Genomic DNA, 23095 nt, shown 5'->3' with positions numbered 1-23095 from the left:
GTCACCAGCGTTCCTCTAGTTTACTCCTGACAACCGGAGACGCCGATGGTCGCCCAGACCTCCTCCCTCGCCGTGATCGAGCCCCTGCCCGTGCCTGGCCGGCGGGTCGCGGGACTCGCGGTAGGACTCTCCTCGGCGCTGGCCTTCTCGTCCAGCGGCCCTGTCGTGAAGCCGCTCATCGAGGCCGGTTGGACCTTGGGCGCGGCTCTCCTGGTGCGGATGTCGCTCGCGGCACTCATCCTGTCGCCCGCTCTCGTGCGGGCCGTGCGGCGTCGGCCGGGACTCCTGCGCCGCCAGTGGCCGCTGATCGTCGGATTCGGTCTGACCGGTGTCGCAGGGTGCCAGATCTTCTACTTCGCCGCCATGCAACGGATGCCGGTGGCGGTCGCCCTCCTCGTGCAGTACCTCGCTCCCGTGCTCCTGGTCCTTCTCGCGTGGGTGCGCACCCGTCGCGCCCCGTCCCGGTTGGTCCTCATGGGCTCTGCCGTCGCGATCGTCGGCCTCGTGCTGGTCGTGGACGTCGCCGGCGCGCGCTTCGACCTGCTCGGCACCGTGTTCGCGCTGGGGGCCGCGGTCTGCGTCGGCGCGTACTTCCTGCTGTCCGAGCGCACGGGCGAGGAACTGCCTGCCCTGGCTCTGGCAGCGGGTGGACTCATCGTGGGCGCTCTTCTGATGGCCGCGCTGTGCGCGACCGGCCTGCTGCCGTTCGCGGCTCCCGACGTCACGGTCGCCCTGGCGGGGATCCAACTGCCGGCATGGGTCGCCATCGGCTGGGTCGGCGCTGTCGCGACCACCCTCGGGTACGCACTCGGTGTCATCGCCGTGCCGATGCTGGGTTCGCGCGTCGCATCCTTCGTCGGACTGTCCGAAGTCCTCTTCGCGCTCCTGTTCGCCTGGCTGCTTCTGGGCGAGGCGCCCGGTCCGGTGCAGATCGTCGGCGGCGCGGTCCTGATCGTCGGCGTCGTGCTCGTCAGGATGGATACCTCGCCGCCGTCGGAACCTATCGCTGCGGTTGCGCCAGTGCCATGAGAGGCGTCACGCGATAGGGGATCACCTCGTCCATGACGAGAGAGGTCTCCGTGCGCTCCACCCCGCTGATCGCGAGGATGCGGGCGTCGGTGTCGAACAGGTGCTGCGCATCGCGGCACGCGACACGGACCAGCAGATCGACCGACCCCGCCAAGCCGTGCGCCTGCAGGACCTCCGGCACCTCCGCCAGCTGTTCGCGGATCCGCGGCAGTTCGTGCTGTCTCACCGTCACGCTCACGTACGCCTCGATGGGGAATCCGAGGGCTCTGGTTGACAGCGCGCGCTGGTAGCTGAGGAAGGCGCCTGTGCGATCGAGGCGGGCGAGCCGCGCCTGAATGGTGTTGCGGGACAGCTGCAGGCGCTCGGCCAGAGCGACGACCGTCGCGCGATGGTCGTCAGCGAGCGCGCGGAGCAGCTCGATGTCGATACGGTCCAAGGCGGGCATGATGCGCAACGCTAGCAGCAGTGGGCCGCCCGGTTTGCGCACATTGCGCGTGCGGTGTCACGTCGCGGTCGGGCTCGGGGAAGCGCCTTGAGCCGTGAACAGTCCCAGCCCGTGCTCCTTGAGGATGTTGTACGCGTCGGCGTAGGTCTCCGGCTCCGGCGCGCCACTGGAGCCGTATCGCTCCAGGAGGAGTCCGAGGAGACCCTTCGCGGGGGAGGTCAAGGGCTTGTCGGAGGTACGGATCTCCTCGAGTTCATCCTCCTCCAGCAGCGGCGGCAGATAGGCGGGACTCACGGTGGGCCAGGTGGACGGATCACGGGGCTCGGTCAGGTTGGTCGCACCGAACAGGGTCGGGGCGCCACGGTCGCGATCGGTCAGCGGTTCGAGCCCGTGCAGCTGACACAGGGTCGCGATGACGGCGGCGTGATGGATCTCCTCATTGATGACCGTCCCCGCCCTCGTGTATGCCGACACGGCGATCGCCGGCACGCGCACGCCGAGTCGGTTGAAACGGAAACCCATCTCGCCCTCGGCGGCTTCGGGGTCCGGAGGAGTGGCCTTCGGTGGGACGACGTGGTCGTACGTGCCGCCATGCTCGTCGAAGGTGATGAGCAGGAGCGTGTTGAGGGCGTTCGAGCCGTCGCTGCTGTCAGAGGTGCGGATCGCGTCGTAGACGCTCGCCACCAGCGCTTCGCCGGCGCGCACATCCGAGACGGCAGAGTCGAACACCGGCGAGCCATCGACGTCGCTGCCGCGCACGACGCCGAAGGGAGGGTGGAAGTCGTTGTGGTTGTACACCATCCGCGGCTCGATGAATGCGTAATCGGGCAGTGTCCCCGCCTTCGCATCTGCGAAGAATTGGTCCATGTACGCGAAGTGGTCGCTGCGCCAGTACTTCTCGAGCACGGGAGCGTGCATCACACCGGTCAGCGAGACGAGCAGCTGTTCGTCGAAGTAGATGCGCCAGCTGCGACCCGCCTCTTCAAGACGGTTGAAGATCGTCGGCGCCGGAGCCGCGTCCAGCCACTTGCTGTAGCCGCCTCCACCGCGATTGGTGACGAAGCCGTGCGAGGTCGATGCATGGAAGAAGGAGCGGTTGCAGTACGTCTGGCTGGGCACTGCGCAGTGCCAGTGGTCGTAGACCGCGAACCCTTGAGCCAGCGTCGAGAGGACGGGGAGCATCGCCGGGGAGAATCCGCCCATGATGACATCGGCGTCCGCCGGAGACGGCTCTTTGCCCTTGCTCGTGCGCCGGTAGTTGGCGACGTAGTCGCGCACGAAGCCTTGCATCGTCGGGGTGGCATCGGCCGATGGGGCATTCCATGGCGCGCGCAGCGGGCGATGCCACGAGGTCTCGTTGGAGGCCGGGTCGACCGTGCCGAAGATCTGGGTGTTCACATGCGGGTAGGTCTCGCCCGGGTCAGGGTCGGGTGAGCACATGATGTCATCGGTGCTGCCCGTGTACACGTGCGCGGGTATCGTACGACCGTCGGGTGCGGGGTTCGAGTAGTCGTCGAACGCGAGCCCGTCGAATCGGGCACCCGTGGGCAGAGTCTTCGGCGTGTAGAGGTGGCCCAGGAGGTTGTCGAACGATCTGTTCTCGCCCATCAGGACCACCACGTGGGCGAACGCGGGTTCGTTCACGGCGCGAGAGGGTCGCGTCGAGGCCTGCACCACCGCCGCGCCCGCTCCGGCGGCGCCGCCCAGGGCTAGTCCGCCGAGGGCGAGGCCGCCCACTCGCAGGAAGTCGCGCCGGGATGCGGCTCCGGCATCCGGGGGCGGATCGTTCTTCGGTCGACGGCTCATCGTGTGTCAGGCTACGGCATCGCCATCGTGCCGGCTCGGCGGCTCAGACGGACGAGTAGGACAGGAGCCGCAGGACGCCGTTCTGCCAGGAGAACTCCTGCGCCGATCCGTTGCCGAGCCGGTCGCCGTCGGCGGGAAGCTGTTCGTCGGTGGCGAAGGCCAGAACCTCGCGGATGAGGGCGCCGTGTGCCACGGCGACCACGACCGGCGGCTCGGTCTGTGTCGACGCGTCGTCGATCACCCGCGCTACGGCGCCCAGTGCGCGCTCACGCAGCTGCTCGCGTGTTTCGGCCCCGGGCACCTGGACGTCGGGCCCGCGTCCCCACCGCTCGGCGAGCTCATCGATCGACACGCCCTCGGCCTCGCCGTACGAGCGTTCGCGCAGCTCGGGATAGCGGGCGGTCACGGGCCGCTCGAGGATCGCTCCGATGATGTCCGCGGTCTCGGCCGCGCGCTGGAGGTCGCTCGAGACGAGCACCAGAGGCGTGTCGGTTTCGAGGCGGTCGCGCAGGGCGAGGCCGGCCTCGCGCGCCTGTGCACGTCCCGTGTCATTGAGGGGGATGTCTGTCGCGCCCTGGATGCGGCGGGCGCGGTTCCAGTCGGTTTCGCCGTGGCGGATGAGGATGAGGTGGGTCACGGGCCTGTCGGTGTGTCGAAGCGGAGTCAGCGTCGGCGGGGGAGCGCCTCTGCCAGAGCGGTGAGCACCTCACTCGTCCCGGCGTCGACCTTGACCGTCGCCCGGGCATCGGCCCGGGTCTGTCCGCGGTTGACGATGACCACCGGAAGCCTACGTCGCCGGGCGCGCTCGACCAATCTGATGCCGGAGTTCACGACGAGCGAGGAGCCCGCCACGAGCAATGCGTCGGCGTTGCGCACGAGCTGCTCGGCCTCACGGAAGCGCTCGGCGGGGATGAACTCGCCGAAGAAGACGACGTCCGGCTTGAGCACTCCTCCGCAGACACTGCATTCGGGGATGCGGAAGCCCTCGACCTCGGCGCCCGCCACGTCACCGTCGGGGCCGAGGGGCAACTCTTCCGTCTCGCTCAGCCAGGGGTTCTCAGCCTCCACCCTGACCGCGAGATCCCGCCGGTCGAACACCTGCCCGCACTGCAGACAGCCCACGCGGCGCATGGTGCCGTGCAGTTCGACGACACGGCGGGAGCCGGCACGCACGTGCAGTCCGTCGACGTTCTGGGTGATGACCCCGCTCGTGATCTCCGCTGCCTCGAGCTGCGCGAGGGCACGGTGGCCCTCGTTGGGCTGCGCCGCGGCGAACCGCCGCCAGCCGAGGTGGCTGCCCACCCAATAGCGTCGTCTGGCGCTCTCCTCCGCGAGGAACTGCTCGACGCTCATGGGCTTGCGCACGGGCGCGCCCTGACCGCGGTAGTCCGGGATGCCCGAATCCGTCGATACTCCGGCGCCGGTCAGGACGGCGACCCGTCGACCGGCCAGCGCGTCGATCGCGCGCTCCAGCTCGGCGAGGGCGGTCGGATCGGGTTCCGTCACGAGTGGCACAGTACCTCCTGCTGCCGAGCCTACGCCTGCCGGTTTGCGGGCATGTTTCGTCGGCGGCGTCCGCGGCTGGTTAGCTGGCAGAGGAGGACGTATGCACCTGGAAGAGATCACCGACCCCGACGACGTGCGGCTGCGCGATTACCGCGACCTGACGGACGTCGCGCTGCGGCGCGTGTCGGAGCCGGCGGAAGGGTTGTACATCGCGGAATCCGCGAAGGTGATTGCGCGGGCGCTGGCGGCCGGACATCGGCCTCGTTCCGTGCTCGTGCAGCAGAAGTGGGTCGAGGAGGTGTCGGAACTTCTGGCGGCGACCGATACGCCCGTCTACGTCGTGCCGGCCGGGGTCGCGGAATCGGTCACCGGCTACAGTGTGCACCGCGGTGCGCTCGCGGCGATGCACCGGCCGGAGCTGCCGGACGTGGCCGATCTTCTGCGGAATGCGCGCACGGTACTCGTCCTGGAGGACATCGTCGACCACACGAATGTAGGTGCGGCGATCCGCGCGGCCGCGGGAATGGGTGCGGATGCGGTGCTGGTCACCCAGCGGTGCGCGGATCCGCTCTACCGACGAAGCATCCGGGTGAGCATGGGCACGGTGTTCCAGGTCCCGTGGACGCGCCTGCCGGAATGGGAAGCGGCGCGACTCCTCTTCGACGAGGCGGGATTCCGCCTCGCGGCTCTTGCCCTATCGGATGACGCCGTGGCGCTCGAGTCGTTCGCGGCTTCCAGGCCAGAGCGGGTGGCGCTGCTTCTGGGCGCGGAGGGCGACGGGCTGAGTCGGGGGGCGCTGCGCGCCGCCGACACCGTGGTGACGATCCCGATGTCGGGCGGTGTCGACTCGCTCAACGTGGCCTCGGCGGGCGCCGTGGCGCTCTGGGCGCTCGCTCACCCGCCCGCCGGAGGGATCTGACCGTCGAGGCGCGACACGCTCGAAGGCTCCGGGCGCTTCGCGGTCACATTGTCGCCGGACGACTGGTGCCGCAAGCGCCGCAGCACCCACGGAACGAGGTAGGTGCGCGCCCAGACGAGGTCGTCGGCGCGCGCCGCTCGCCAGTTGCGCACCGCGATCGGCGCAGGCTGCATCGGGGCGAGGTCGTTGGGGACGTTCAACGCCCGCAACACCATTCGGGCCACCTCGTGGTGACCGAGGGCGTTCAGGTGCAGGCGGTCATCCGCGAAGAAGCGGGCGTCCTGGATCTCCTTCAGACCCCACTGGTCGGCCACGATGCAGTCGTAGCGGTCGGCGATGGCGCGCAGGTTCTCGTTGTAGATCGCGACCTTTCCGCGGAAACCGCGGAACACCGGCGAGAAGTTCGTATCGATGCCCGTGAACACGACGACAGTGGCGCCGGTCGAGGAGAGCCGGATGACGGCGTCCTCGAACTGTTGCGAGATCTCGTCGGGATCGGTGCCCGGGCGGATGACGTCGTTCCCTCCCGCGCAGAAACTGATGAGGTCGGGGGAGAGGGCGAGGGCAGGCTCGATCTGCTCCGCCACGATCTGGCCGATCAGGCGGCCGCGTACGGCGAGGTTCGCGTAGGCGAAGTCGTCCACGTCGGCGCCGAGCACCTCGGCGACACGGTCCGCCCAGCCTCGGTTGCCCCCGGGCGAGTCGGGCGAGGGGTCGCCGATGCCCTCTGTGAAGGAGTCGCCGATGGCGACGAATCGCCGCCACGGGTGTCCCTCATCGTTGGCGACGTAGGGAGTGCGGTGGGGCAGAGCCGATTCGGTGGTCATCGTTCCTCCTGACCTCTCAGCGTAGCCCCGCGCCCTGAGTCGGGGTCGGGTCCGGCTGTCCGCGATCTCGCCTATCGTGGATTCTCGCGTTCGAGAACGGAGGTGCGATGGACGAGGAGCGGGAGATGACCATCGACGCCGATCGGATCGACGAGCACGGAGCCGAGCACATCGGCAGTTTCGCCGCCGAGCACCTCTCCCCGACATACCCGCAGCGCGCACCGTGGGGAACCGCGCAGCGGTTGCGCGCGTGGCAGGCGGAGGCGCTCGACCAGTACTTCTCCATGGACGGCCCCGACGGTGTCGGAAAGGGACCGCGCGACTTTCTCGCCGCGGCCACACCCGGCGCTGGAAAGACCACCTTCGCCTTGCGCCTCGCGAGCGAGTTGCTGCGCCGTGGCGTGGTCGACCGCATCATCGTGGTCGCGCCGACGGAGCATCTCAAGACGCAGTGGGCTGATGCGGCGGCCCGCGTGGGCATCAGACTCGACCCGCACTTCAGCAACCGCCACACCGTTCCGGCCAGGCAATATCACGGCGTCGCGGTGACGTATGCGCAGGTGGCGGTGAAGGCGTCCGTCCATCAGTACCTGACGATCGAGAAGCGCAGCCTCGTGATCCTCGACGAGGTGCATCACGGCGGCGACGCCCTCAGCTGGGGCGACGCGCTGCGCGAGGCGTACGGACGCGCCACCCGCCGGCTGCTGCTGTCGGGGACGCCCTTCCGCTCCGACACGGCCCCCATCCCGTTCGTCGAGTACCACCCCGATGCCAAGGGCAACCGCGTCTCGCGCACGGATTACGCGTACGGCTACCGCCGGGCGCTCGAGGACGGCGTCGTGCGTCCCGTGCTCTTCATGGTCTACGCGGGGCACATGCGCTGGCGCACCAAGACGGGCGACGAGATGGAGGCGCAGCTCGGTCAGGACAACACGAAGGACATCACCTCCCAGGCATGGCGCACTGCGCTCGCGCCGGAAGGCGAGTGGATCTCCGCCGTCCTGCGCTCGGCCGATCGGCGTCTCTCGGAGGTGCGCGAGCAGGTTCCGGATGCGGGTGGCCTGGTGATCGCGACCGATCAGACGGCGGCGCGCGCGTACGCCGACATCCTGCAGCAGATCTCCGGCGAGCCCGTGACCGTCGTGCTCTCCGACGAGGCCGAAGCATCCTCGCGCATCGAGGCGTTCTCCGCCTCGGACTCGCGCTGGATGGTGGCCGTTCGGATGGTGTCCGAAGGCGTCGACGTACCGCGCCTCGCCGTCGGCGTGTACGCGACCTCCGCCTCGACGCCGCTGTTCTTCGCACAGGCGATCGGTCGTTTCGTGCGCGCTCGGCGTCGCGGCGAGACCGCGAGCGTCTTCCTGCCCAACGTCCCGCAGCTCCTGACGCTGGCCAACGAGATGGAGCGCCAGCGCGACCACGCGCTCGACCGCGAGAGCGACGCGGAGGACATGTGGGACGCCGAAGAGGACATGATGAACCAGGCGGAGCGCGAGGACTCCGCATCCGACGCCTTGACGGAGGAGTTCGCGTACCAGGCGCTCGGGGCGAACGCCCATTTCGACCGGGTGCTGTTCGACGGCAAGGAGTTCGGTCAGCTCGCCGTGCCCGGCACCCCGGAGGAGGAGGAGTTCCTCGGCATCCCCGGGCTCCTCGAACCCGAGCACGTGCATGAGCTCCTGATGCAGCGCCAGGCCCGTCAGGGCCGCCATCGCTCTGCACGGGAAGCGCGCGAGGCGGCAGGGGAGCAGGAGCCGCCGAGCGACATCCCTGCACCCCTCCATCGCACGTTGAAGGAGCAGCGGCAGCTGCTGAACAGCCTCGTCGGGCTTTATGCACGACAGAGCGGCGAACCGCACGGCGCGGTGCACACCGAACTGCGGCGCCTGTGCGGGGGACCTGCGGTCTCTCACGCGACCGTGGCGCAGTTGCAGGCACGGATCGAGCTGCTACGCAAGCGCGTGCACAGCTGAGCGGGGCTGCGCCGGGGCGCCGAACGGTACGCGGACAAACAAGAAGAGGGCCCCTTCCGGGACCCTCTTCTCTCACTGTGCGCGAGGGGGGACTTGAACCCCCACGCCCTATACGGGCACTAGCACCTCAAGCTAGCGCGTCTACCTATTCCGCCACCCGCGCAGTGTTTTCGTCGCTTTCGCAACGAGGAGCAACGTTACCACGTCCCGTGTCGGGTCGTTAATCGGGCTCGCCCCGCGTGTGTCGCGTGTCACGAGGCTGACATATGGAGCCGGTAGCCTGAACCCCATGACGGACGCGACTGCCGCAGGCGCGCCCGATCTGCCCGAGGTCGCGCGGATCGCGCGAGACCTCATCCGCATCGACACGACGAACTACGGGGGCGGTCGCGCTGTCGGCGAACGCGAGGCCGCCGAGTACGTGGGTGCCTACCTAGAGCAACTCGGCCTGGAAACGCTGTACTACGAGCCGATCGAGCGTCGCACCAACGTGTTCGCGCGTGTGCCGGGGCGGGACCGCACGCGGCCGGCGCTCGTCGTGCACGGTCACCTCGACGTCGTCCCCGCGGTAGCGGACGACTGGAGCGTCGATCCGTTTGCGGGCGTCATCCGCGACGGGATGCTGTGGGGGCGCGGCGCGGTGGACATGAAGAACATGGACGCCATGATCCTCACCTCGGTCGCGGAGCTCGTGCGCGCGGGGGAGCAGCCGGAGCGCGATCTCGTGCTGGCCTTCTTCGCGGACGAGGAGAACGGCGGCGTCGAGGGCTCCTCGCTCGTCGTGGAGCATCGCCCCGAGATCTTCGCGGGCGCCACGGAGGCTATCAGTGAGGTCGGCGGCTTCTCTGTCGACGTCGGCTCGCGACGCGCCTACCTCCTGCAGGTCGGGGAGAAGGCGCTTCTCTGGTTGCGACTGGTGGCACGCGGGGCGGCGGGCCACGGCAGCAGATTCCATCCCGACAACGCAGTGGTCCGCCTCGCTGAGGCCGTCGCAGCGCTCGGACGCACCGAGTGGCCCCTGCGGCTCACCGACACGACCGACCGCTTCCTCGCCGAGATGTCCCGTCTGACGGGAATCGGTACGGATGACCCTGACGCACTCGCCGACGCCGCCGGGCCTGCATCCGCCTTCCTCCGGGCGAGTCTGCGCACGACGGCGAACGCGACCGGGCTCGGCGCCGGCTACAAGCACAACGTGATCCCCGACCGGGCGGAGGCCCTGATCGATGTCCGCGTGCTGCCGGGAACCGAGGAGGCGGCGCTCGCGGACATCCGACGCATCGTGGGCGACGGAGTCGAGATCGAAACGGTCGTGCGCGACGTGGGGCTCGAGACGACGTTCGAGGGCGATCTCGTCGACCGCATGGTCGAAGCCCTCGCGCGCCACGACCCTGACGCACCCGTGATCCCGTATCTGCTGGGCGCGGGCACCGACAACAAGGCCCTCTCGCGTCTCGGGATCACCGGTTACGGGTTCGCGCCGTTGCGCCTTCCGCCGGGCATGGATTTCACCGGTATGTTCCACGGTGTCGATGAGCGCGTCCCGATCGACGCCCTCGTGTTCGGGCAGCGAGTGCTGACCGACTTCCTCCGTACCTGCTGACCCGTCATCCGATTAGGCGAAAGGCCGTCGATGCAGAATTTCCTTGAAGCGCTCCTCTTGGGCCTGGTCCAAGGTCTCACGGAGTTCCTCCCGGTCTCCTCGAGCGCGCATCTCGCGATCCTTGGAGCCTTCCTGCCGTCCGCTCAGGATCCGGGCGCGGCGTTCACCGCGATCACGCAGATCGGCACCGAGGCGGCGGTCGTCATCTTCTTCTGGAAGGACATCGTCCGCATCATCTCGCACTGGTTCGGGTCTTTCACCGGGCGTGTGCCGCGCAACGATCCCGACGCGCGGATGGGCTGGCTGATCATCATCGGGTCGGTGCCGATCGTCGCGCTGGGACTCTTCTTCCAGGATCAGATCGAGGGCGTCTTCCGCTCGCTCTGGCTGGTGGCGGGCATGCTCATCTTCTTCGGCGTGCTGCTCGGCATCGCCGACGCCGTCGGAGCCCACCGCCGCAAGCTCAAGGACCTCACCGTCGGCCACGGCGTCGTGTTCGGTTTGGCGCAGTCGCTCGCGCTCGTGCCGGGGGTGTCGCGCTCCGGCGGCACCATCACCGCGGGCCTCTTCCTCGGCTACGAGCGTGCGGCGGCGGCGCGATATGCGTTCCTCCTCGCGATCCCGGCGGTGTTCGGCAGCGGCTTCTACCAGCTCTTCAAGGTGCTCCGGGAGCCCGAGGTGGACCCCGTCTTCAACCTGTGGGAGACGGGGGCGGCAACAGTCGTCGCCTTCTTCGTGGCGCTCGTGGTCATCAAGTACTTCATGGCGTGGATCTCGAAGCGCAGCTTCCTCCCGTTCGTGATCTACCGCGTGGCGCTGGGTGCGTTCGTGATGGTCATGCTGGCCACCGGCGTCATCGCCGCCTGAGGGGGAGCCCGCCTCAGCGTCGCGGTTCGTCGCGGCCGGGCTTGCCCGGTCCGTCGCCGCGGCGGCGCAGGTACTGCTCGAACTCGCGGGCGATGGCGTCGCCGGACGCGTCGGGAGAGTCCCAGGTGTCGCGCGTGCGCTCGAGTCCGCGGATGTACTCGGTCATCTCCTCGTCGTCGGCCGCGGCCGCGTCGATGGATGCCTCCCACGCGGCGGCCTGGGTCGCCAGCTCGCCCCGGGGCACCTTCGCTCCGGTGATGTCCTCCAGGCGGTCCAGCAGCGCCAGCGTGGCTTTGGGCGACGGCGTGTGCCCGGCTACGTAGTGCGGGACACTCGCCCAGAGCGAAGCGGCAGGGATCCCTGCCTGCTCGGCGACGTGGGCGAGAACGCTGAGAATGCCGACAGGTCCTTCGTACGAGCTTCGTTCAAGGCCCAGACCGGTGCGCAGTGCGTCACTGTCGCTGCCCGCGAAGATCGAGATCGGGCGGGTGTGCGGCACATCCGCCATCATCGAGCCGAGCGCGACGAAACCCGTAATGTCCTCGGCGAGGGCGAAGTCGACCAGCTCAGAGGCGAATGCCTTCCATGCCCGCGCCGGTTCGACGCCGGTCAGCAGCCACAGCTGCGTTCCGCGGGTCTGCTGCGCGGGGCGCAGGAGCGTCGCCTCCGGCCAGGAGAGCACGCGATTGCCCTCCGCATCGAGGGTCACCGTCGGACGGGTGTACTGGTAATCGAAGTACAGCTCGGGATCGACCGAGTAGACGCTCTCGTACTCGCCCTCGGCGCGCAGGAGCGCAACGGCGGCCGAGGCCGCCTCACCCGCGTCGTTCCAGCCGTCGAAGGCGGCGACCAGAACGCGCCGACCAAGTCCCTCCACCGTGACTCCCTCTCTCCCCGTGGCCGCTCGGCGACGCGGGGATCGTTCCAGGATAGGCGCAGCGACCTCGCATGGCGCGGGCTCGGCCGGGGCGCCTCGTAGCATGGGACGGTGAACCCCCAGCTTCCCGACGCCGTCCTGTGGGACATGGACGGCACACTCGTCGACACTGAGCCCTATTGGATGGCGGCCGAGGGTCCGCTCGTCGCCGCGCACGGCGGCGTCTGGACCCATGAACAGGCGTTGGGCCTGGTGGGTCTCGGGCTCGACGACGCGGCGCGTCTTCTTCAGGGTGCCGGTGTGCGCCTGCCCGAGCAGGAGATCATCGACACTCTGACGACGCGTGTCATGCGCTCGCTCAGGGAGGACGGCGTGCCGTTCCGCCCTGGCGCGCGGGAGCTTCTCTCGAGTCTCCGCGCGGCGGGGGTCCGTACCGCCCTGGTGACCATGTCGCTGCGTCGCATGGCGGATGCGGTCGTCGAGCTCATCGACTTCGACGCCTTCGACCTCGTGATCGCCGGAGACGAGGCCACCCGTCCGAAGCCCTTCCCCGACCCGTACCTGCAGGCCTGCGCCTCGCTCGGCGTCGATCCGGCGCGCACCGTCGCGATCGAGGACTCGCCGAACGGGCTGCGCTCGGCCATCGCCGCCGGCACGGTTGCGCTGGGTGTTCCCCACATGGTCTCGCTCGAGGGCGTCGGCGCCGCAGCCCTGTGGCCCTCACTCGCCGATACCGGCGCCGACGACATCGCGCGCCTGTTCACCGCACACCACGAACTCGAGGACGTCGCACGATGACCACTCCCGCCTCCGCCCCTCGCGGACCCTTCCGCTATGGCGACCGCATTCAGCTGACCGGCCCGAAGGGTCGCTTGCACACGATCACGCTGAAGGACGGCGGCGAGTTGCACACGCACCACGGCGTGCTGCGTCACCGTGACCTCGAAGGGCTGCCGGACGGGTCCGTCGTCGCCAACAGCGGCGGTCACGAATACCTCGCTCTGCGTCCGCTGCTGCGCGACTTCGTCATGTCGATGCCGCGCGGTGCGGCGATCGTCTATCCGAAGGATGCGGCGCAGATCGTCGCGCAGGCAGACATCTTCCCCGGGGCGGTGGTCGTGGAGGCGGGGGTCGGCTCGGGTGCGCTCGCGCTCTGGCTCCTGCGTGGAGTCGGAGCAGCGGGACGGCTCACGTCGTTCGAAAGGCGGGAGGACTTCGCCGAGGTCGCGCGCGCGAACGTCGAGACCTTCCTCGGCGCCGTGCCCGAGAACTGGACCCTCGAGGTCGGGGACCTCGTCGAAAGGCTTCCCCAGGCGGTCGAGCCGGCATCCGTCGACCGCGTCGTTCTCGACATGCTGGCGCCCTGGGAATGCATCGACGTCGTCGCCGAGGCGCTCGCGCCCGGCGGTGTGGTCATCTGCTACGTGGCCACCGCCACGCAGCTCAGCCGCGTCGCGGAGTACATCCGTCAGACCGAGCTGTTCACCGACCCGGAAGCCAGCGAGACACTCGTGCGCGGCTGGCACGTCGAGGGGCTGGCGGTACGTCCGGATCACCGCATGGTCGCTCACACCGGCTTCCTCCTGACGGCACGCCGACTCGCTCCGGGCGCCGTGCTGCCCGAGCAGAAGCGGCGTGCCTCGAAGTCGAGCTACAGCGACGAGGATGTGGAGCTGTGGACGCCGGGTGCGGTGGGGGAGCGGCAGATCACGGACAAGAACCTTCGCAAGCGCGTGCGCGAGGCGCAGCGCGCGGCCGCCGGCGCACGCCAGGCAGCGGCGGAAGTCGGCTCCGACGAGCACGTAGACTGATCCGGTGCGCAGACTTCCCGCCGCGGCCGCCGCAGTCGGCCTGATGACCCTGGCCCTCGTCGGATGCTCGTCATCGGCAGCATCAGGGTGCGACCGCCCCGCGTCCGCCGGCTCGATCGGCTCGCTCGTCACCGTCTCCGGCGACGACAACACGGTCGCCCCCACGGTGCAGGTCTCGTCGCCGATGAACCTGGACGGCGTGCAGTACGACGACCTCGTCGCCGGAGACGGCAGCGCGATCGTCGCGGACAACCAGGTGGTGGATGTGGGCTTCACCCTCGCTGACGCGACCAGCGGTGAAGTTCTGGCCGCCGAGGGCTACGACAAGCCGCTCTACCTCCCGCTGAACGGGCTCACCCAGGCGATGCCCGGCCTGAAGAGCGCTCTGGAGTGCGCGACGGGTGGTTCACGGATCGTCATCGGCCTTCCCGCCGATCAGATCGAGTCCGGATTCCTGCAGCAGCTGCGGCTTCCCGAGGGAACCCCGCTGGTGGCTGTCCTGGATCTGCGTTCGGTGATGCTCGCGGCTGCCGACGGTGCGCCGCAGTACAACGAGGCGCACGGCATGCCTTCGGTCGTACTTACCGACGACGGCCACCCCGGCGTCGTCGTGCCCGATGGCGCTGCTCCGTCCGAGCGCAAAGTGGAGGTCCTGAAGAAGGGCGACCACGACGTCCCCGCCGACGGTTCGACCGTCGTGGTGAACGTGCTGCAGGTCGACTGGAAGAGCAAGCGCGTCACCAAGACCACGTGGGACGACAAGCCCGACGCTGTCGCGCTCGGCGGCGATTCCGTCGTCTCACAGACGATCGCCGGTCTTCCGATCGGGTCTCAGGTGCTGGTCGTCGAGCCGCCCGCCGATGCTTCCTCCGACGCTTCGATCTACGTGATCGACATCCTCGGCTCGCTGGGCTGAACCCCGCCGCGCCGGCGCTCGGCGGCGCGCCTAGGATATGGGGGTGCCCATGAACGAAGCGAGTTCCGTCGCGCCCGAGGAGCGCTTGGTGAATCTCGCCGTCGCGCTCATGGCGACGGAGCAGGGCCTCACCAAGGACACGATCCTGCGATCCGTCTCGGGCTACCGGGAACAGGCGGATTCCGGTGCCTCGAAGACCGCCCTGGAGAAGATGTTCGAGCGCGACAAGGAGAACCTGCGCGCGCTGGGCGTTCCCATCGAGACCATCGGAGACCACGCCGACCCGGATGACCTCCGCGAGGCGCGCTATCGTGTGCCGACGGCGGAGTACGCGCTCCCCGAAGACATGACGTTCACGCCGGCGGAGATCGCCCTGCTGAATCTCGCGGGCTCTGTCTGGAGTGAGAACAGCATGTCGTTGCCCGCACGAAGCGGGCTGCGCAAGATCCGGGCACTGGGCAACGAAGTCGACGCTGAGATCGTCGGCTATGCGCCGCGCATCAGTGTTCGCGACACGGCGTTCGCGCCCCTGCAGCGCGCCATCGAGCAGGCGCGCGTCGTCTCGTTCACCTATGTACGGCCGGGGGAGTCGACGGCTCGGCGTCGCCGGGTGCGACCGCTGGCTCTCGTCGAGTACGAAGCCAGATGGCACGTCTACGGCACGGACGTCACGCTCGGCGCAGAGCGCACCTTCCTCCTGTCCCGCATCACCGACGCGGTGCAGATCACCAAGGAGGGTTTCGACCCCTCACTGCGTGCGGGCGCCGGGGAGCGAGCGTTGCACGAGCTTCGGGAGCTCGCGGCACGACAGGAGGCTCTCATCGAAGTGCATCCCGGAACCGAGGCCGCCCTTCGACTGTCTCGCCGAGGGCGTTCCGCGCCTCAAGGCATCCTTGTTCCGTACGTCGACGCACACATCCTCGCTGATGAGCTCGCCTCTTATGGTCCCGAAGCGCGCGTGGTGGATCCGCCGCATCTCCGCCAGCTCGTGATCGAGCGGCTCCGCGCGGTGATCGCGTTGCACGGAGAACGCTCGTGAGCGCCTCGCGCGCACTGGTGGCCACCGAGCGCGCTGCCTTGATCATGCAGCTCGTGCCGTACCTCCTCGAGCGCGGCGACGTCGCCCTGGACGAGGCTGCGCGGGACTTCGAGGTGAGCCCCGCGCAGATGCGGGGGATGGTGGAGAAGTTGACGGTCATCGGCCGCCCCGGCGAAGGCGGCTTCTGGTCGCTGCCCGGCGATCTCTTCGACATCGACTGGGATCTGCTCGACACGCAGGATCGCATCGCACTGACGCACACCGTCGGGCTCGAGCGTGCGCCTCGCTTGACGGCCCGCGAGGCCGCGGCTTTGCTCGCCGGTCTCCAGCTCACGGGATCGCTGCCCGGCGTGAGCGATTCCGCGCTTGTGGAGGGCCTTCTCGCGAAGCTCGCGCGCGGAGCAGCCGCGGCTCCGGCCGACGTCATCGTCGCTCCCGCTCCCGTCGACCAGGTGCGAGAGCGCGTCGACGAGGCACTCCGTCGCGGACGTGCCGTCTCGTTCTCGTACAAGACCCCGGATGCGGCCGCGACGACCCGCACGGTCGACCCGGTCAAGGTGCACATCGCCGACGGACAGTGGTACCTCCAGGGCTGGTGCCACCTGCGCCAGGCGACGCGCACGTTCCACCTCGATCGGGTATCCGATGTGGAGGTCACCGACATCCCCGTGACGCATGGCGCGGATCCGCTCCCCGCCCTGTTCGACACCCTCCAGGGCGATATCGTGGCGCGGCTGCGGTTCCCGGAGGCTGTGGCACCGCTTCTCGGAGAGTTCCTCACCCATGCCGAGATCGAGACCTCCGGCGGCATGGCGACCGCGACGGTGCGCTTGGCGGACGAAGGAGTTCTGCGTCGGCTCGCGGCCCGGCGCGCGGGCGACGTCGAGATCCTGGCGCCGGAGGAGGCCCGGCGAGCTGCCGCGTCCTGGGCGCACGCAGGCTTGGCGCAGTACGAACACTCCGCCTGACCCCCGGCCCTGTCGCGGGTGCGCGGGTTACACTGGGGTCACCTCGAACTTTTGGAGATCTCCATGGGCGCTTTCGGTTGGCCGCACCTGCTGGTCATCCTCGCGGTGATTCTGCTCCTCTTCGGCGCTGCCAAGCTGCCGGCTCTGGCCAAGAGCGTGGGACAGTCCGCCCGGGTGTTCCGCGGTGAGATGAAGGCCATGAAGGAGGACGACGCCGCGGCCTCGTCCACAGCGACGACCGTTGCGCCGTCGCCGGCTCCGGCAGAGTCCACGCCGAAGGCTCCCGAGACGGGGACCTCGCCCGAAACCCGCGCCTGACCGGCCGTGACAGCCCCGGCCTCGCCCATCACGGGAGCTGAGGAGCCGCGCCGCGAGAAGCGCATGTCGTTGGGGCAGCACCTCATCGAGTTGCGGCGCCGCCTCATGATCGGTGCCATCGCTCTGGTCGCCGCGATGATCGTCGCGTTGTTCGTCACTCAGCCAATCCTCGACTGGCTGATGGCGCCCATCGAGTACGTGGCGAGGCAGCGGGGCGACGATTTCTCCGCACTCAACTTCCCGACCGTCACCTCTGCGTTCGAGATGAGGATGCGGATTGCGGTCACGATCGGCATCTTCTTCTCGGCTCCCGTCTGGCTGTGGCAGATTTGGGCGTTCGTCATGCCGGGTCTCACCCGCAAAGAGATCCGGTACACGATCGGCTTTGTCGCGGCGGCCATCCCCCTGTTCTTCGCCGGATGCTACGTGGCGGTGCTCGTCATGCCCCACGTCATCGAGGTGATGTGGAGCTTCACGCCGCAGGGCGCCGTCAACTTCTACTCCGCATCCGAGTACTACGACTTCGTCTTCAAACTGATGATCGTCGTGGGTGTCTCCTTCGTCCTGCCTGTTTTCCTGGTCGCCCTGAATCTCGCCGGCATCATGTCGGGGATGGCCATCCTGAAGGGGTGGCGCGTCGCGGTCCTCGCGGCAACGGTCTTCGCGGCCGTGGCCACCCCCGCCGCGGATGTGGTCAGCATGCTCCTGCTCGGCGCCATCCTGATCGTGTTGTTCTTCGCAGCGGCGGGCCTGTCGATCATCTTCGACCGTCGGCGCCGGAAGCGCGAGGCGGCGCTGATGGATACAACGCTGTGACGGAGCTCTCCGCAGCCGAGAGGTTTGCCGCGGCTCAGTCGCGGGCATCGCACCCTGAGACGGCGGCCTTCGCGGCCGCGCAGCGGTTCGAGCTCGATCCCTTCCAACTCGAGGGCTGCGCGTCCCTCGAGGAGGGGCGGAGCGTTCTCGTCGCCGCTCCCACGGGTGCGGGAAAGACGATCGTCGGCGAGTTCGCCATCCATCTGGCCATGCTCACCTCGCGCGACAAGGCCTTCTACACGACGCCGATGAAGGCGTTGTCGAATCAGAAGTTCCGAGAGCTGACCGAGGTGTACGGCGCGGAGAACGTCGGCCTGTTGACCGGCGACACCAACATCAACGGCAATGCGCGCATCGTAGTGATGACCACCGAGGTGCTGCGCAACATGCTGTATGCGGGATCGTCGGCGTTGCGCGATCTCCGCTTCGTCGTGATGGATGAAGTGCACTACCTGGCCGATCGCTTCCGCGGTGCCGTGTGGGAAGAGGTCATCATCCACCTTCCCGAGAGCGTGCGACTCGTCTCGCTGTCGGCGACCGTGTCGAACGCCGAGGAGTTCGGCGACTGGCTCGACACCGTGCGCGGCGAGACCGACATCATCGTGTCGGAGACCCGACCGGTGCCGCTCGAACAGCACGTGCTGGTGCGTGGCGATCTGCTGCCGCTGTTCGACGACCGGGCCGGAGTCGCCGCCGCGCAGGTGAACCAGGAGCTGCTGCGCATCCGCTCCGGTGGAGGTCCCGGTCACGAGCGCAAGAGCTACGGCCAGCACGCACGACGGGGTGCAGACGCGCACCGCCGCCCGCGCCGACACGGAACGAAGCAGTTGCGTTCAGGCAGTACGCGACGACTCGAGCGCATCGACCGGCCTGAGGTGGTCGACCTGCTGGGGCGCGCGAACCTCTTGCCGGCCATCTTCTTCATCTTCTCCCGAGCAGGATGCGACGGGGCGGTCCAGCAGGTTCGTCGGTCGGGTCTGCGCTTGACGGATGCGGACGAACGGCGCAGCATCCGGGAGATCGTCGAGGAGCGCACGCGTAATCTCCCCGACGAAGACCTGGCTGTGCTGGGTTTCTGGGAGTGGCGCGAGAACCTCGAGCGCGGTGTCGCCGCGCACCACGCGGGTCTGCTGCCCGCATTCAAAGAGATCGTCGAGGAGCTGTTTCGTCGCAAGCTCGTCAAGGTGGTCTTCGCGACCGAGACGCTCGCGCTGGGCATCAACATGCCTGCGCGCACCGTCGTGCTCGAGAAGCTCGAGAAGTTCAACGGGGAGGCGCGTGTCGCCATCACCTCGGGGGAGTACACCCAGCTGACCGGTCGGGCCGGGCGTCGCGGTATCGACGTCGAGGGACACGCCGTCGTGCAGTGGAGCGAATCGATGGATCCCCAGGCGGTCGCGGCCCTCGCCTCTCGGCGCACCTACCCGCTGAATTCGAGCTTCCGGCCCACGTACAACATGGCGGTCAACCTGATCGACCAGTTCGGCCGCGCCCGAGCGCGCGAGATCCTCGAATCGTCGTTCGCACAGTTCCAGGCGGACCGCTCCGTGGTGGGTCTGGCCCGCGAGGTACGCGCGGCCGAGGAGTCACTGGCCGGATACCGGGAGGCGATGACCTGCGACCGCGGTGACTACGAGGAGTACGCGCAGCTGCGCCAGGACGTCTCCGAATTGGAGAAGCTGGGCCGTAAAGACGCGAATGCGTCCCGTGCGACGCGCGACGAACGCACCCGGCGCATCCAATCGCTTCGACGCCGGCTCCAGCATCACCCCTGCCACTCGTGCCCAGAGCGTGAATCTCACGCACGGTGGGCGGAACGCTATCTCAAGCTGAACAAGCGCGTAGAGCGTATGCGCGGGCAGATCTCCTCGCGCACCGGCACCGTCGCACGCGTCTTCGACCGTGTGGTGGACGTCCTGAGCGAGCTCGACTACGTGGCCCGTGACGATGCGGGGCGCACCGTCCTCACTGCGTCGGGCCGGAGGATGCGACGCATCTACGGAGAGCGCGATCTCCTCGTCGCGGAGTCTCTGCGCACCGGGATCTGGGACCGTCTGGACGCGCCGTCGCTCGCAGCACTGGTGTGCGCGCTCGTCTACGAACCCCGCCGTGACGAGGCGGGAATGGGGGAGAGGGGACTGCCACGCGGTGCCTTCCGCACCGCATTGACCGCCACCGAGGATCTCTGGCAGCGGCTGGACGATCTCGAGCGCGACCACCACCTCCCGGGTTCCACACCGCCCGCCGCCGGCCTCTCGCAGGCGATGTACTCCTGGGCGCGGGGGTCTATCCTCGATCGCGTGCTCACGGAGGCCGACATGGCTGCCGGCGACTTCGTTCGATGGGCCAAGCAGACCATCGACCTGCTCGATCAACTCTCGCTCGTCGCAGACGCGCCGCTGGCCGGCACTGCGCGCACCGCGCTCGACTCGGTGCGTCGCGGCATCGTCGCGTACGCCGGCGTCTGACGGCGGGCGCATAGCCGCATCCGCATAAGCTGGAGATCGTGCCGAGACAGCGTGCCCTCCTTCCGCTCTGGGCCGCCGTCCCGGCATCCGTAATGGGCGGACTCGCCCTGACAACGGCCTTCCCCGCGCTGAGCTGGTGGCCGATGGTGTTCGTCGCCATCCCCCTCGCGCTCGTCTCACTCATCGGTCGCAGCGCCGGTGGCGCATTCCTGGTCGGGACGGCGTACGGCGCCGCGTTCTTCCTGGTGAACGTCTCCTTCACCGCGCGCTATCTGGGGCCCGTACCGTGGCTCGCCCTCTCCGTGCTGGAAGCCGTCCTCACCGGTGCTGCAGCCATCCTCATCACCTGGGCGTATCGGTGGGTGCCCAGAGCGCTACGGGGAACATGGCCCCGCCTGATCGTGCTGCCCCTGCTTGTCGCGGGCCTCTGGGTGCTGCGCGAACAATGGGTCGGCACGTTCCCGTACGGCGGCTTTCCGTGGGGGAGGGTCGGCGTGACGCAGGTGAACGGTCCGTTCGCACCGCTGCTGTCGTGGATCGGCATGTCGGGGGTGAGCTTCGTCGTGGTGCTCCTGTGCGCATCTGCGATCGAGTACGTGAGGGCCCGCCGATTCCGCGATGTGCGCACGATCGTCCCGGTGGTCCTCGTCGCGGGGGTCGCTCTCGCCACCCCGGCGTTCGCCACGACCGCCGCCGGCACGCTGCGCATCGGGTCGGTGCAGGGTAACGGCCCGGCGGGCTACTTCGACCAGCGCTCCCGGGGCGCGCTGCTCGATGCGCAGCTGAAAGCCACTGAAGCGATAGCCGACGACCGCATGGATCTGCTCGTGTGGCCCGAGGGCGGCATCGATTCCGACCCGACGGCCAACCGGACCACGGCCGCGACGCTGGACACGCTGTCGAATCGAATCGGGGCGCCCCTGCTCGTCAACGCCGCCACCGCCCGCGGCGACCGTTACTTCAACACGTCGATGCTGTGGGAGTCCGGCAAAGGCGTGGTCGCCTCCTACGACAAGATCCATCCTGTGCCATTCGGGGAGTACGTTCCCGATCGGCCCTTCTTCGCGGCGTTGGCCCCGGACCTGATCAACCTCATCCAGCGGGAGTACACGCCCGGGACCGCCGAACCCGTCGTCGAGCTCGGCGATACCCCGATCGGCCTGGCGATCTGCTTCGACGTGATCTACGACGACGTGGTGTGGGCGGCCTCCGACGGCGGCGCCCAGGTCTTCGTCTACCAGACGAACAACGCGGACTTCCGTGGGACCGACGAGAACCTCCAGCAGCTGGCGTTCGCACGTGCGCGTGCGATCGAGACCGGGCGCGCCGTCGTGAACATCTCCACCGTCGGCACGAGTCAGGTGATCGCGCCCACGGGCGAGGTCATCGACGGCATCGCCGCCGACACCGCCGGCGCGATGCTGACGGAGGTACCGCTGCGCACCGGAACGACCGCTGCGATGTTGGTGGGGCCGGCGCTGCATGCCGTCTTCGCCTGGGGGAGTCTCATCGTTCTCCTCGCCGTCGGGGTCGCGGCGAGACTGCGAGCACCGCGCAGAGACCGCGCATGACGAAAGAACGGCGCCGCCCCTAGGGGCGGCGCCGTTCTTTCGAGTGCGCTCAGGCGGTCTTCTTGGTGACGTCGTCACCGGCGCCGCGGCGGGCGCGTACGAAGGCGAGACGCTCTTCGAGAAGCTCCTCGAGCTCCGGGATCGTACGACGCTCGAGCAGCATGTCCCAGTGGGTACGAGCGGCCTTGTCGTCGCTGTGGTCGACCGAGACGGTCTGCTCGCCCACGCGCAGCAGCGCCTCTCCGCCGCAAGCGCGGCATTCCCAGGTCTGCGGCGGCTCAGCGTCTGCCGCGAAAGTCAGTGTGGTCTCTTTCGAACACACGCTGCAGACGTAGGTCTGCTGCGTGCGCTCATGAAAAACGACGCCCTCTTCGCTCTGTAGGCTCTGGGCGCCGAGTCGGATGCCGCGAAGACTGCGGTCTGCCATTGTGTGGTCCTCTCGTCGCGTGGTGCTTACCCGGTATAACGCGTCGAGTTGGGAGGATCATCCGAGGCGGCTATGACGGAGCAGAACTCACAGTCTATCTTCAGCGATCAGGCCCGAGAATTCGCAGCGCGAGGTCGGCGCGGTCGGTGACGATGCCATCGACTCCCATATCGATCAGGCGTCGCATGTCAGCCGCGTCGTTGACGGTCCAGACGTGCACCTCCACACCCGCCTCGTGAACAGCGTGCAGAAAGCGCGGCGTGACGAGATGGATCCGGTTCTGATACTCCGGCACCTGAAGCGCATCGATCCCGTCCAGGGTGCGACGCATGAGCCCGCGAGAACCGGTGAGCGCGGCTGCAGCAGCGCGCGCGACCAGCGTCGCCCCTGCGGATGTGGCAGGCAGGAGCGAGGAGCGGGCGCGTGCTGCGGCGGCGAGGGCGGCGCGGCGTCGACGCTCCGAGAAGCTCGTCAGCAGAACGCGCTCCGCGGCGCTCGAAGCGAGACGTCCAGCAGGCTCGGCCGCCGCATCCGCTTTGACATCGATGTTGAAGCGCACATCGGGAAAGCTCTCCAGGGCTTGTTCGAAGCTCGCAAGACCGCCCCGGTCTGCCATCAGATCCGCGAGCTCTCGGAGCGTCACATCGCGCACCAGGCGCGGATCGCCGACCACCCGCGAAAGATCCTCATCATGGAAAAGGACGACCTCTCCGTCACGCGTCACGTGACAATCCGACTCCACATAGACGGCGCCCGCGGCGTGGGCGGCGGCGATCGCTGCGAAGGAGTTCTCGGCCACGTCGTCGCTGTCGCCGGGCACGAGACCACGGTGCGCGAACACGCGGGGGGTGGACGTGCGACTCAGGTACGGATGCGTCACGGCGCCCACGCTATCGCGCGCGACGCAGA

22 protein-coding genes and 1 tRNA gene are annotated in these 23095 nt (G+C 68.6%); 14 read left to right on the top strand and 9 right to left on the bottom strand.

All coding sequences use genetic code 11. The annotated features are described in order from the left end of the window. Window positions 1-45: 45 nt before the first annotated feature. Entirely contained in the window at window positions 46-1029 is a 984-nt protein-coding gene (locus PQV94_RS07920; protein WP_274288198.1) for an EamA family transporter, read from the top strand. Here PQV94_RS07920 and PQV94_RS07915 read toward each other — a convergent pair. Genes PQV94_RS07915 through PQV94_RS07900 form a run of 4 tightly spaced genes read right to left on the bottom strand, consistent with a single transcriptional unit; the run spans window position 1001 to window position 4786 of the window. After that, window positions 1001-1474: an Lrp/AsnC family transcriptional regulator gene (locus PQV94_RS07915; RefSeq protein WP_274288197.1), complete on the bottom strand. Its 474-nt coding sequence runs from the start codon at window positions 1472-1474 to the stop codon at window positions 1001-1003. The two genes, PQV94_RS07920 and PQV94_RS07915, sit on opposite strands and share 29 nt — an antisense overlap. Before the next feature lie 57 nt (window positions 1475-1531). After that, a complete protein-coding gene (locus PQV94_RS07910; RefSeq protein WP_274288196.1) occupies window positions 1532-3280 on the bottom strand; it encodes an alkaline phosphatase family protein in 1749 nt (582 codons plus the stop codon). 43 nt (window positions 3281-3323) lie between these two features. Beyond that, on the bottom strand, window positions 3324-3917 hold the full coding sequence (locus PQV94_RS07905; RefSeq protein ID WP_274288195.1) for a histidine phosphatase family protein: 594 nt from the start codon (window positions 3915-3917) through the stop codon (window positions 3324-3326). Window positions 3918-3943: 26 nt separating this feature from the next. Continuing rightward, entirely contained in the window at window positions 3944-4786 is an 843-nt protein-coding gene (locus PQV94_RS07900) for an NAD-dependent protein deacetylase (protein WP_274288194.1), read from the bottom strand. A gap of 100 nt (window positions 4787-4886) precedes the next feature. Here PQV94_RS07900 and PQV94_RS07895 point away from each other — a divergent pair, with 100 nt between their 5' ends. Beyond that, the gene (locus PQV94_RS07895; protein WP_274288193.1) at window positions 4887-5705 is read left to right on the top strand and encodes a TrmH family RNA methyltransferase; all 819 of its coding nucleotides are present in this window, start codon (window positions 4887-4889) and stop codon (window positions 5703-5705) included. On the opposite strand, the gene PQV94_RS07890 is transcribed toward PQV94_RS07895, so the two are convergent. Next, window positions 5681-6532: an SGNH/GDSL hydrolase family protein gene (locus tag PQV94_RS07890; RefSeq protein ID WP_274288192.1), complete on the bottom strand. Its 852-nt coding sequence runs from the start codon at window positions 6530-6532 to the stop codon at window positions 5681-5683. The genes PQV94_RS07895 and PQV94_RS07890 overlap by 25 nt on opposite strands. A gap of 125 nt (window positions 6533-6657) precedes the next feature. Between PQV94_RS07890 and PQV94_RS07885 the strand changes: the two genes are divergently transcribed. After that, window positions 6658-8505, top strand: a complete 1848-nt coding sequence (locus tag PQV94_RS07885) for a DEAD/DEAH box helicase (RefSeq protein WP_274288191.1) — start codon at window positions 6658-6660, stop codon at window positions 8503-8505. Window positions 8506-8583: 78 nt separating this feature from the next. Here PQV94_RS07885 and PQV94_RS07880 read toward each other — a convergent pair. Then, window positions 8584-8668, bottom strand: a tRNA-Leu gene (locus tag PQV94_RS07880). Window positions 8669-8794: 126 nt separating this feature from the next. Here PQV94_RS07880 and PQV94_RS07875 point away from each other — a divergent pair. Together PQV94_RS07875 and PQV94_RS07870 are read left to right on the top strand one after the other, a co-directional pair. Then, on the top strand, window positions 8795-10108 hold the full coding sequence (locus tag PQV94_RS07875) for a M20/M25/M40 family metallo-hydrolase (protein WP_274288190.1): 1314 nt from the start codon (window positions 8795-8797) through the stop codon (window positions 10106-10108). Window positions 10109-10138: 30 nt separating this feature from the next. Beyond that, entirely contained in the window at window positions 10139-10975 is an 837-nt protein-coding gene (locus PQV94_RS07870; RefSeq protein WP_274288189.1) for an undecaprenyl-diphosphate phosphatase, read from the top strand. 13 nt (window positions 10976-10988) lie between these two features. On the opposite strand, the gene PQV94_RS07865 is transcribed toward PQV94_RS07870, so the two are convergent. After that, window positions 10989-11852, bottom strand: a complete 864-nt coding sequence (locus tag PQV94_RS07865; RefSeq protein WP_274288188.1) for a PAC2 family protein — start codon at window positions 11850-11852, stop codon at window positions 10989-10991. Window positions 11853-11963: 111 nt separating this feature from the next. Here PQV94_RS07865 and PQV94_RS07860 point away from each other — a divergent pair, with 111 nt between their 5' ends. The 9 genes from PQV94_RS07860 to lnt all read left to right on the top strand — a co-directional run bounded on the left by PQV94_RS07860 (window position 11964) and on the right by lnt (window position 21759). Then, entirely contained in the window at window positions 11964-12650 is a 687-nt protein-coding gene (locus PQV94_RS07860; RefSeq protein WP_274288187.1) for an HAD family hydrolase, read from the top strand. After that, entirely contained in the window at window positions 12647-13663 is a 1017-nt protein-coding gene (locus tag PQV94_RS07855) for a tRNA (adenine-N1)-methyltransferase (protein ID WP_274288186.1), read from the top strand. Before PQV94_RS07860 ends, PQV94_RS07855 begins: the two co-directional genes overlap by 4 nt. A gap of 4 nt (window positions 13664-13667) precedes the next feature. Further along, window positions 13668-14579 (top strand): hypothetical protein, encoded by a 912-nt coding sequence (locus tag PQV94_RS07850; protein ID WP_274288185.1) that lies wholly within the window; start codon window positions 13668-13670, stop codon window positions 14577-14579. 49 nt (window positions 14580-14628) lie between these two features. Continuing rightward, the gene (locus PQV94_RS07845; RefSeq protein ID WP_274288242.1) at window positions 14629-15618 is read left to right on the top strand and encodes a helix-turn-helix transcriptional regulator; all 990 of its coding nucleotides are present in this window, start codon (window positions 14629-14631) and stop codon (window positions 15616-15618) included. After that, window positions 15615-16586, top strand: coding sequence for a helix-turn-helix transcriptional regulator (locus tag PQV94_RS07840; RefSeq protein ID WP_274288184.1), 972 nt, complete (start codon window positions 15615-15617; stop codon window positions 16584-16586). The genes PQV94_RS07845 and PQV94_RS07840 overlap by 4 nt, the downstream gene beginning before the upstream one ends. A 63-nt stretch (window positions 16587-16649) precedes the next feature. Further along, window positions 16650-16904, top strand: a complete 255-nt coding sequence (gene tatA / locus PQV94_RS07835; protein ID WP_274288183.1) for a twin-arginine translocase TatA/TatE family subunit — start codon at window positions 16650-16652, stop codon at window positions 16902-16904. Between the two features lie 63 nt (window positions 16905-16967). Then, window positions 16968-17720, top strand: a complete 753-nt coding sequence (tatC, locus tag PQV94_RS07830; protein WP_274288241.1) for a twin-arginine translocase subunit TatC — start codon at window positions 16968-16970, stop codon at window positions 17718-17720. Continuing rightward, entirely contained in the window at window positions 17717-20188 is a 2472-nt protein-coding gene (locus PQV94_RS07825) for a DEAD/DEAH box helicase (protein ID WP_274288182.1), read from the top strand. Before tatC ends, PQV94_RS07825 begins: the two co-directional genes overlap by 4 nt. 38 nt (window positions 20189-20226) lie before the next feature. Then, on the top strand, window positions 20227-21759 hold the full coding sequence (lnt, locus tag PQV94_RS07820) for an apolipoprotein N-acyltransferase (RefSeq protein ID WP_274288181.1): 1533 nt from the start codon (window positions 20227-20229) through the stop codon (window positions 21757-21759). Window positions 21760-21808: 49 nt separating this feature from the next. Here the strand turns inward: lnt and PQV94_RS07815 are convergent, their stop codons facing one another. Continuing rightward, window positions 21809-22186, bottom strand: coding sequence for an RNA polymerase-binding protein RbpA (locus PQV94_RS07815; protein ID WP_243227835.1), 378 nt, complete (start codon window positions 22184-22186; stop codon window positions 21809-21811). Between the two features lie 100 nt (window positions 22187-22286). Continuing rightward, window positions 22287-23066 (bottom strand): glycerophosphodiester phosphodiesterase family protein, encoded by a 780-nt coding sequence (locus PQV94_RS07810; protein WP_274288180.1) that lies wholly within the window; start codon window positions 23064-23066, stop codon window positions 22287-22289. Window positions 23067-23095 lie beyond the last annotated feature (29 nt).

The organism is Microbacterium sp. Clip185, assembly GCF_028743715.1.
Lineage (GTDB): Bacteria > Actinomycetota > Actinomycetes > Actinomycetales > Microbacteriaceae > Microbacterium.
This window is presented reverse-complemented; position numbering and strand designations above follow the sequence as displayed.

Coding starts and splice junctions, on each gene's coding strand:
- PQV94_RS07920 (WP_274288198.1), top strand. CDS start 46: ATGGTCGCCCAGACCTCCTCCCTCGCCGTGATCGAGCCCCTGCCCGTG.
- PQV94_RS07915 (WP_274288197.1), bottom strand. CDS start 1,474: ATGCCCGCCTTGGACCGTATCGACATCGAGCTGCTCCGCGCGCTCGCT.
- PQV94_RS07910 (WP_274288196.1), bottom strand. CDS start 3,280: ATGAGCCGTCGACCGAAGAACGATCCGCCCCCGGATGCCGGAGCCGCA.
- PQV94_RS07895 (WP_274288193.1), top strand. CDS start 4,887: ATGCACCTGGAAGAGATCACCGACCCCGACGACGTGCGGCTGCGCGAT.
- PQV94_RS07890 (WP_274288192.1), bottom strand. CDS start 6,532: ATGACCACCGAATCGGCTCTGCCCCACCGCACTCCCTACGTCGCCAAC.
- PQV94_RS07885 (WP_274288191.1), top strand. CDS start 6,658: ATGACCATCGACGCCGATCGGATCGACGAGCACGGAGCCGAGCACATC.
- PQV94_RS07875 (WP_274288190.1), top strand. CDS start 8,795: ATGACGGACGCGACTGCCGCAGGCGCGCCCGATCTGCCCGAGGTCGCG.
- PQV94_RS07870 (WP_274288189.1), top strand. CDS start 10,139: ATGCAGAATTTCCTTGAAGCGCTCCTCTTGGGCCTGGTCCAAGGTCTC.
- PQV94_RS07855 (WP_274288186.1), top strand. CDS start 12,647: ATGACCACTCCCGCCTCCGCCCCTCGCGGACCCTTCCGCTATGGCGAC.
- PQV94_RS07845 (WP_274288242.1), top strand. CDS start 14,629: ATGAACGAAGCGAGTTCCGTCGCGCCCGAGGAGCGCTTGGTGAATCTC.
- tatA (WP_274288183.1), top strand. CDS start 16,650: ATGGGCGCTTTCGGTTGGCCGCACCTGCTGGTCATCCTCGCGGTGATT.
- tatC (WP_274288241.1), top strand. CDS start 16,968: ATGTCGTTGGGGCAGCACCTCATCGAGTTGCGGCGCCGCCTCATGATC.
- PQV94_RS07815 (WP_243227835.1), bottom strand. CDS start 22,186: ATGGCAGACCGCAGTCTTCGCGGCATCCGACTCGGCGCCCAGAGCCTA.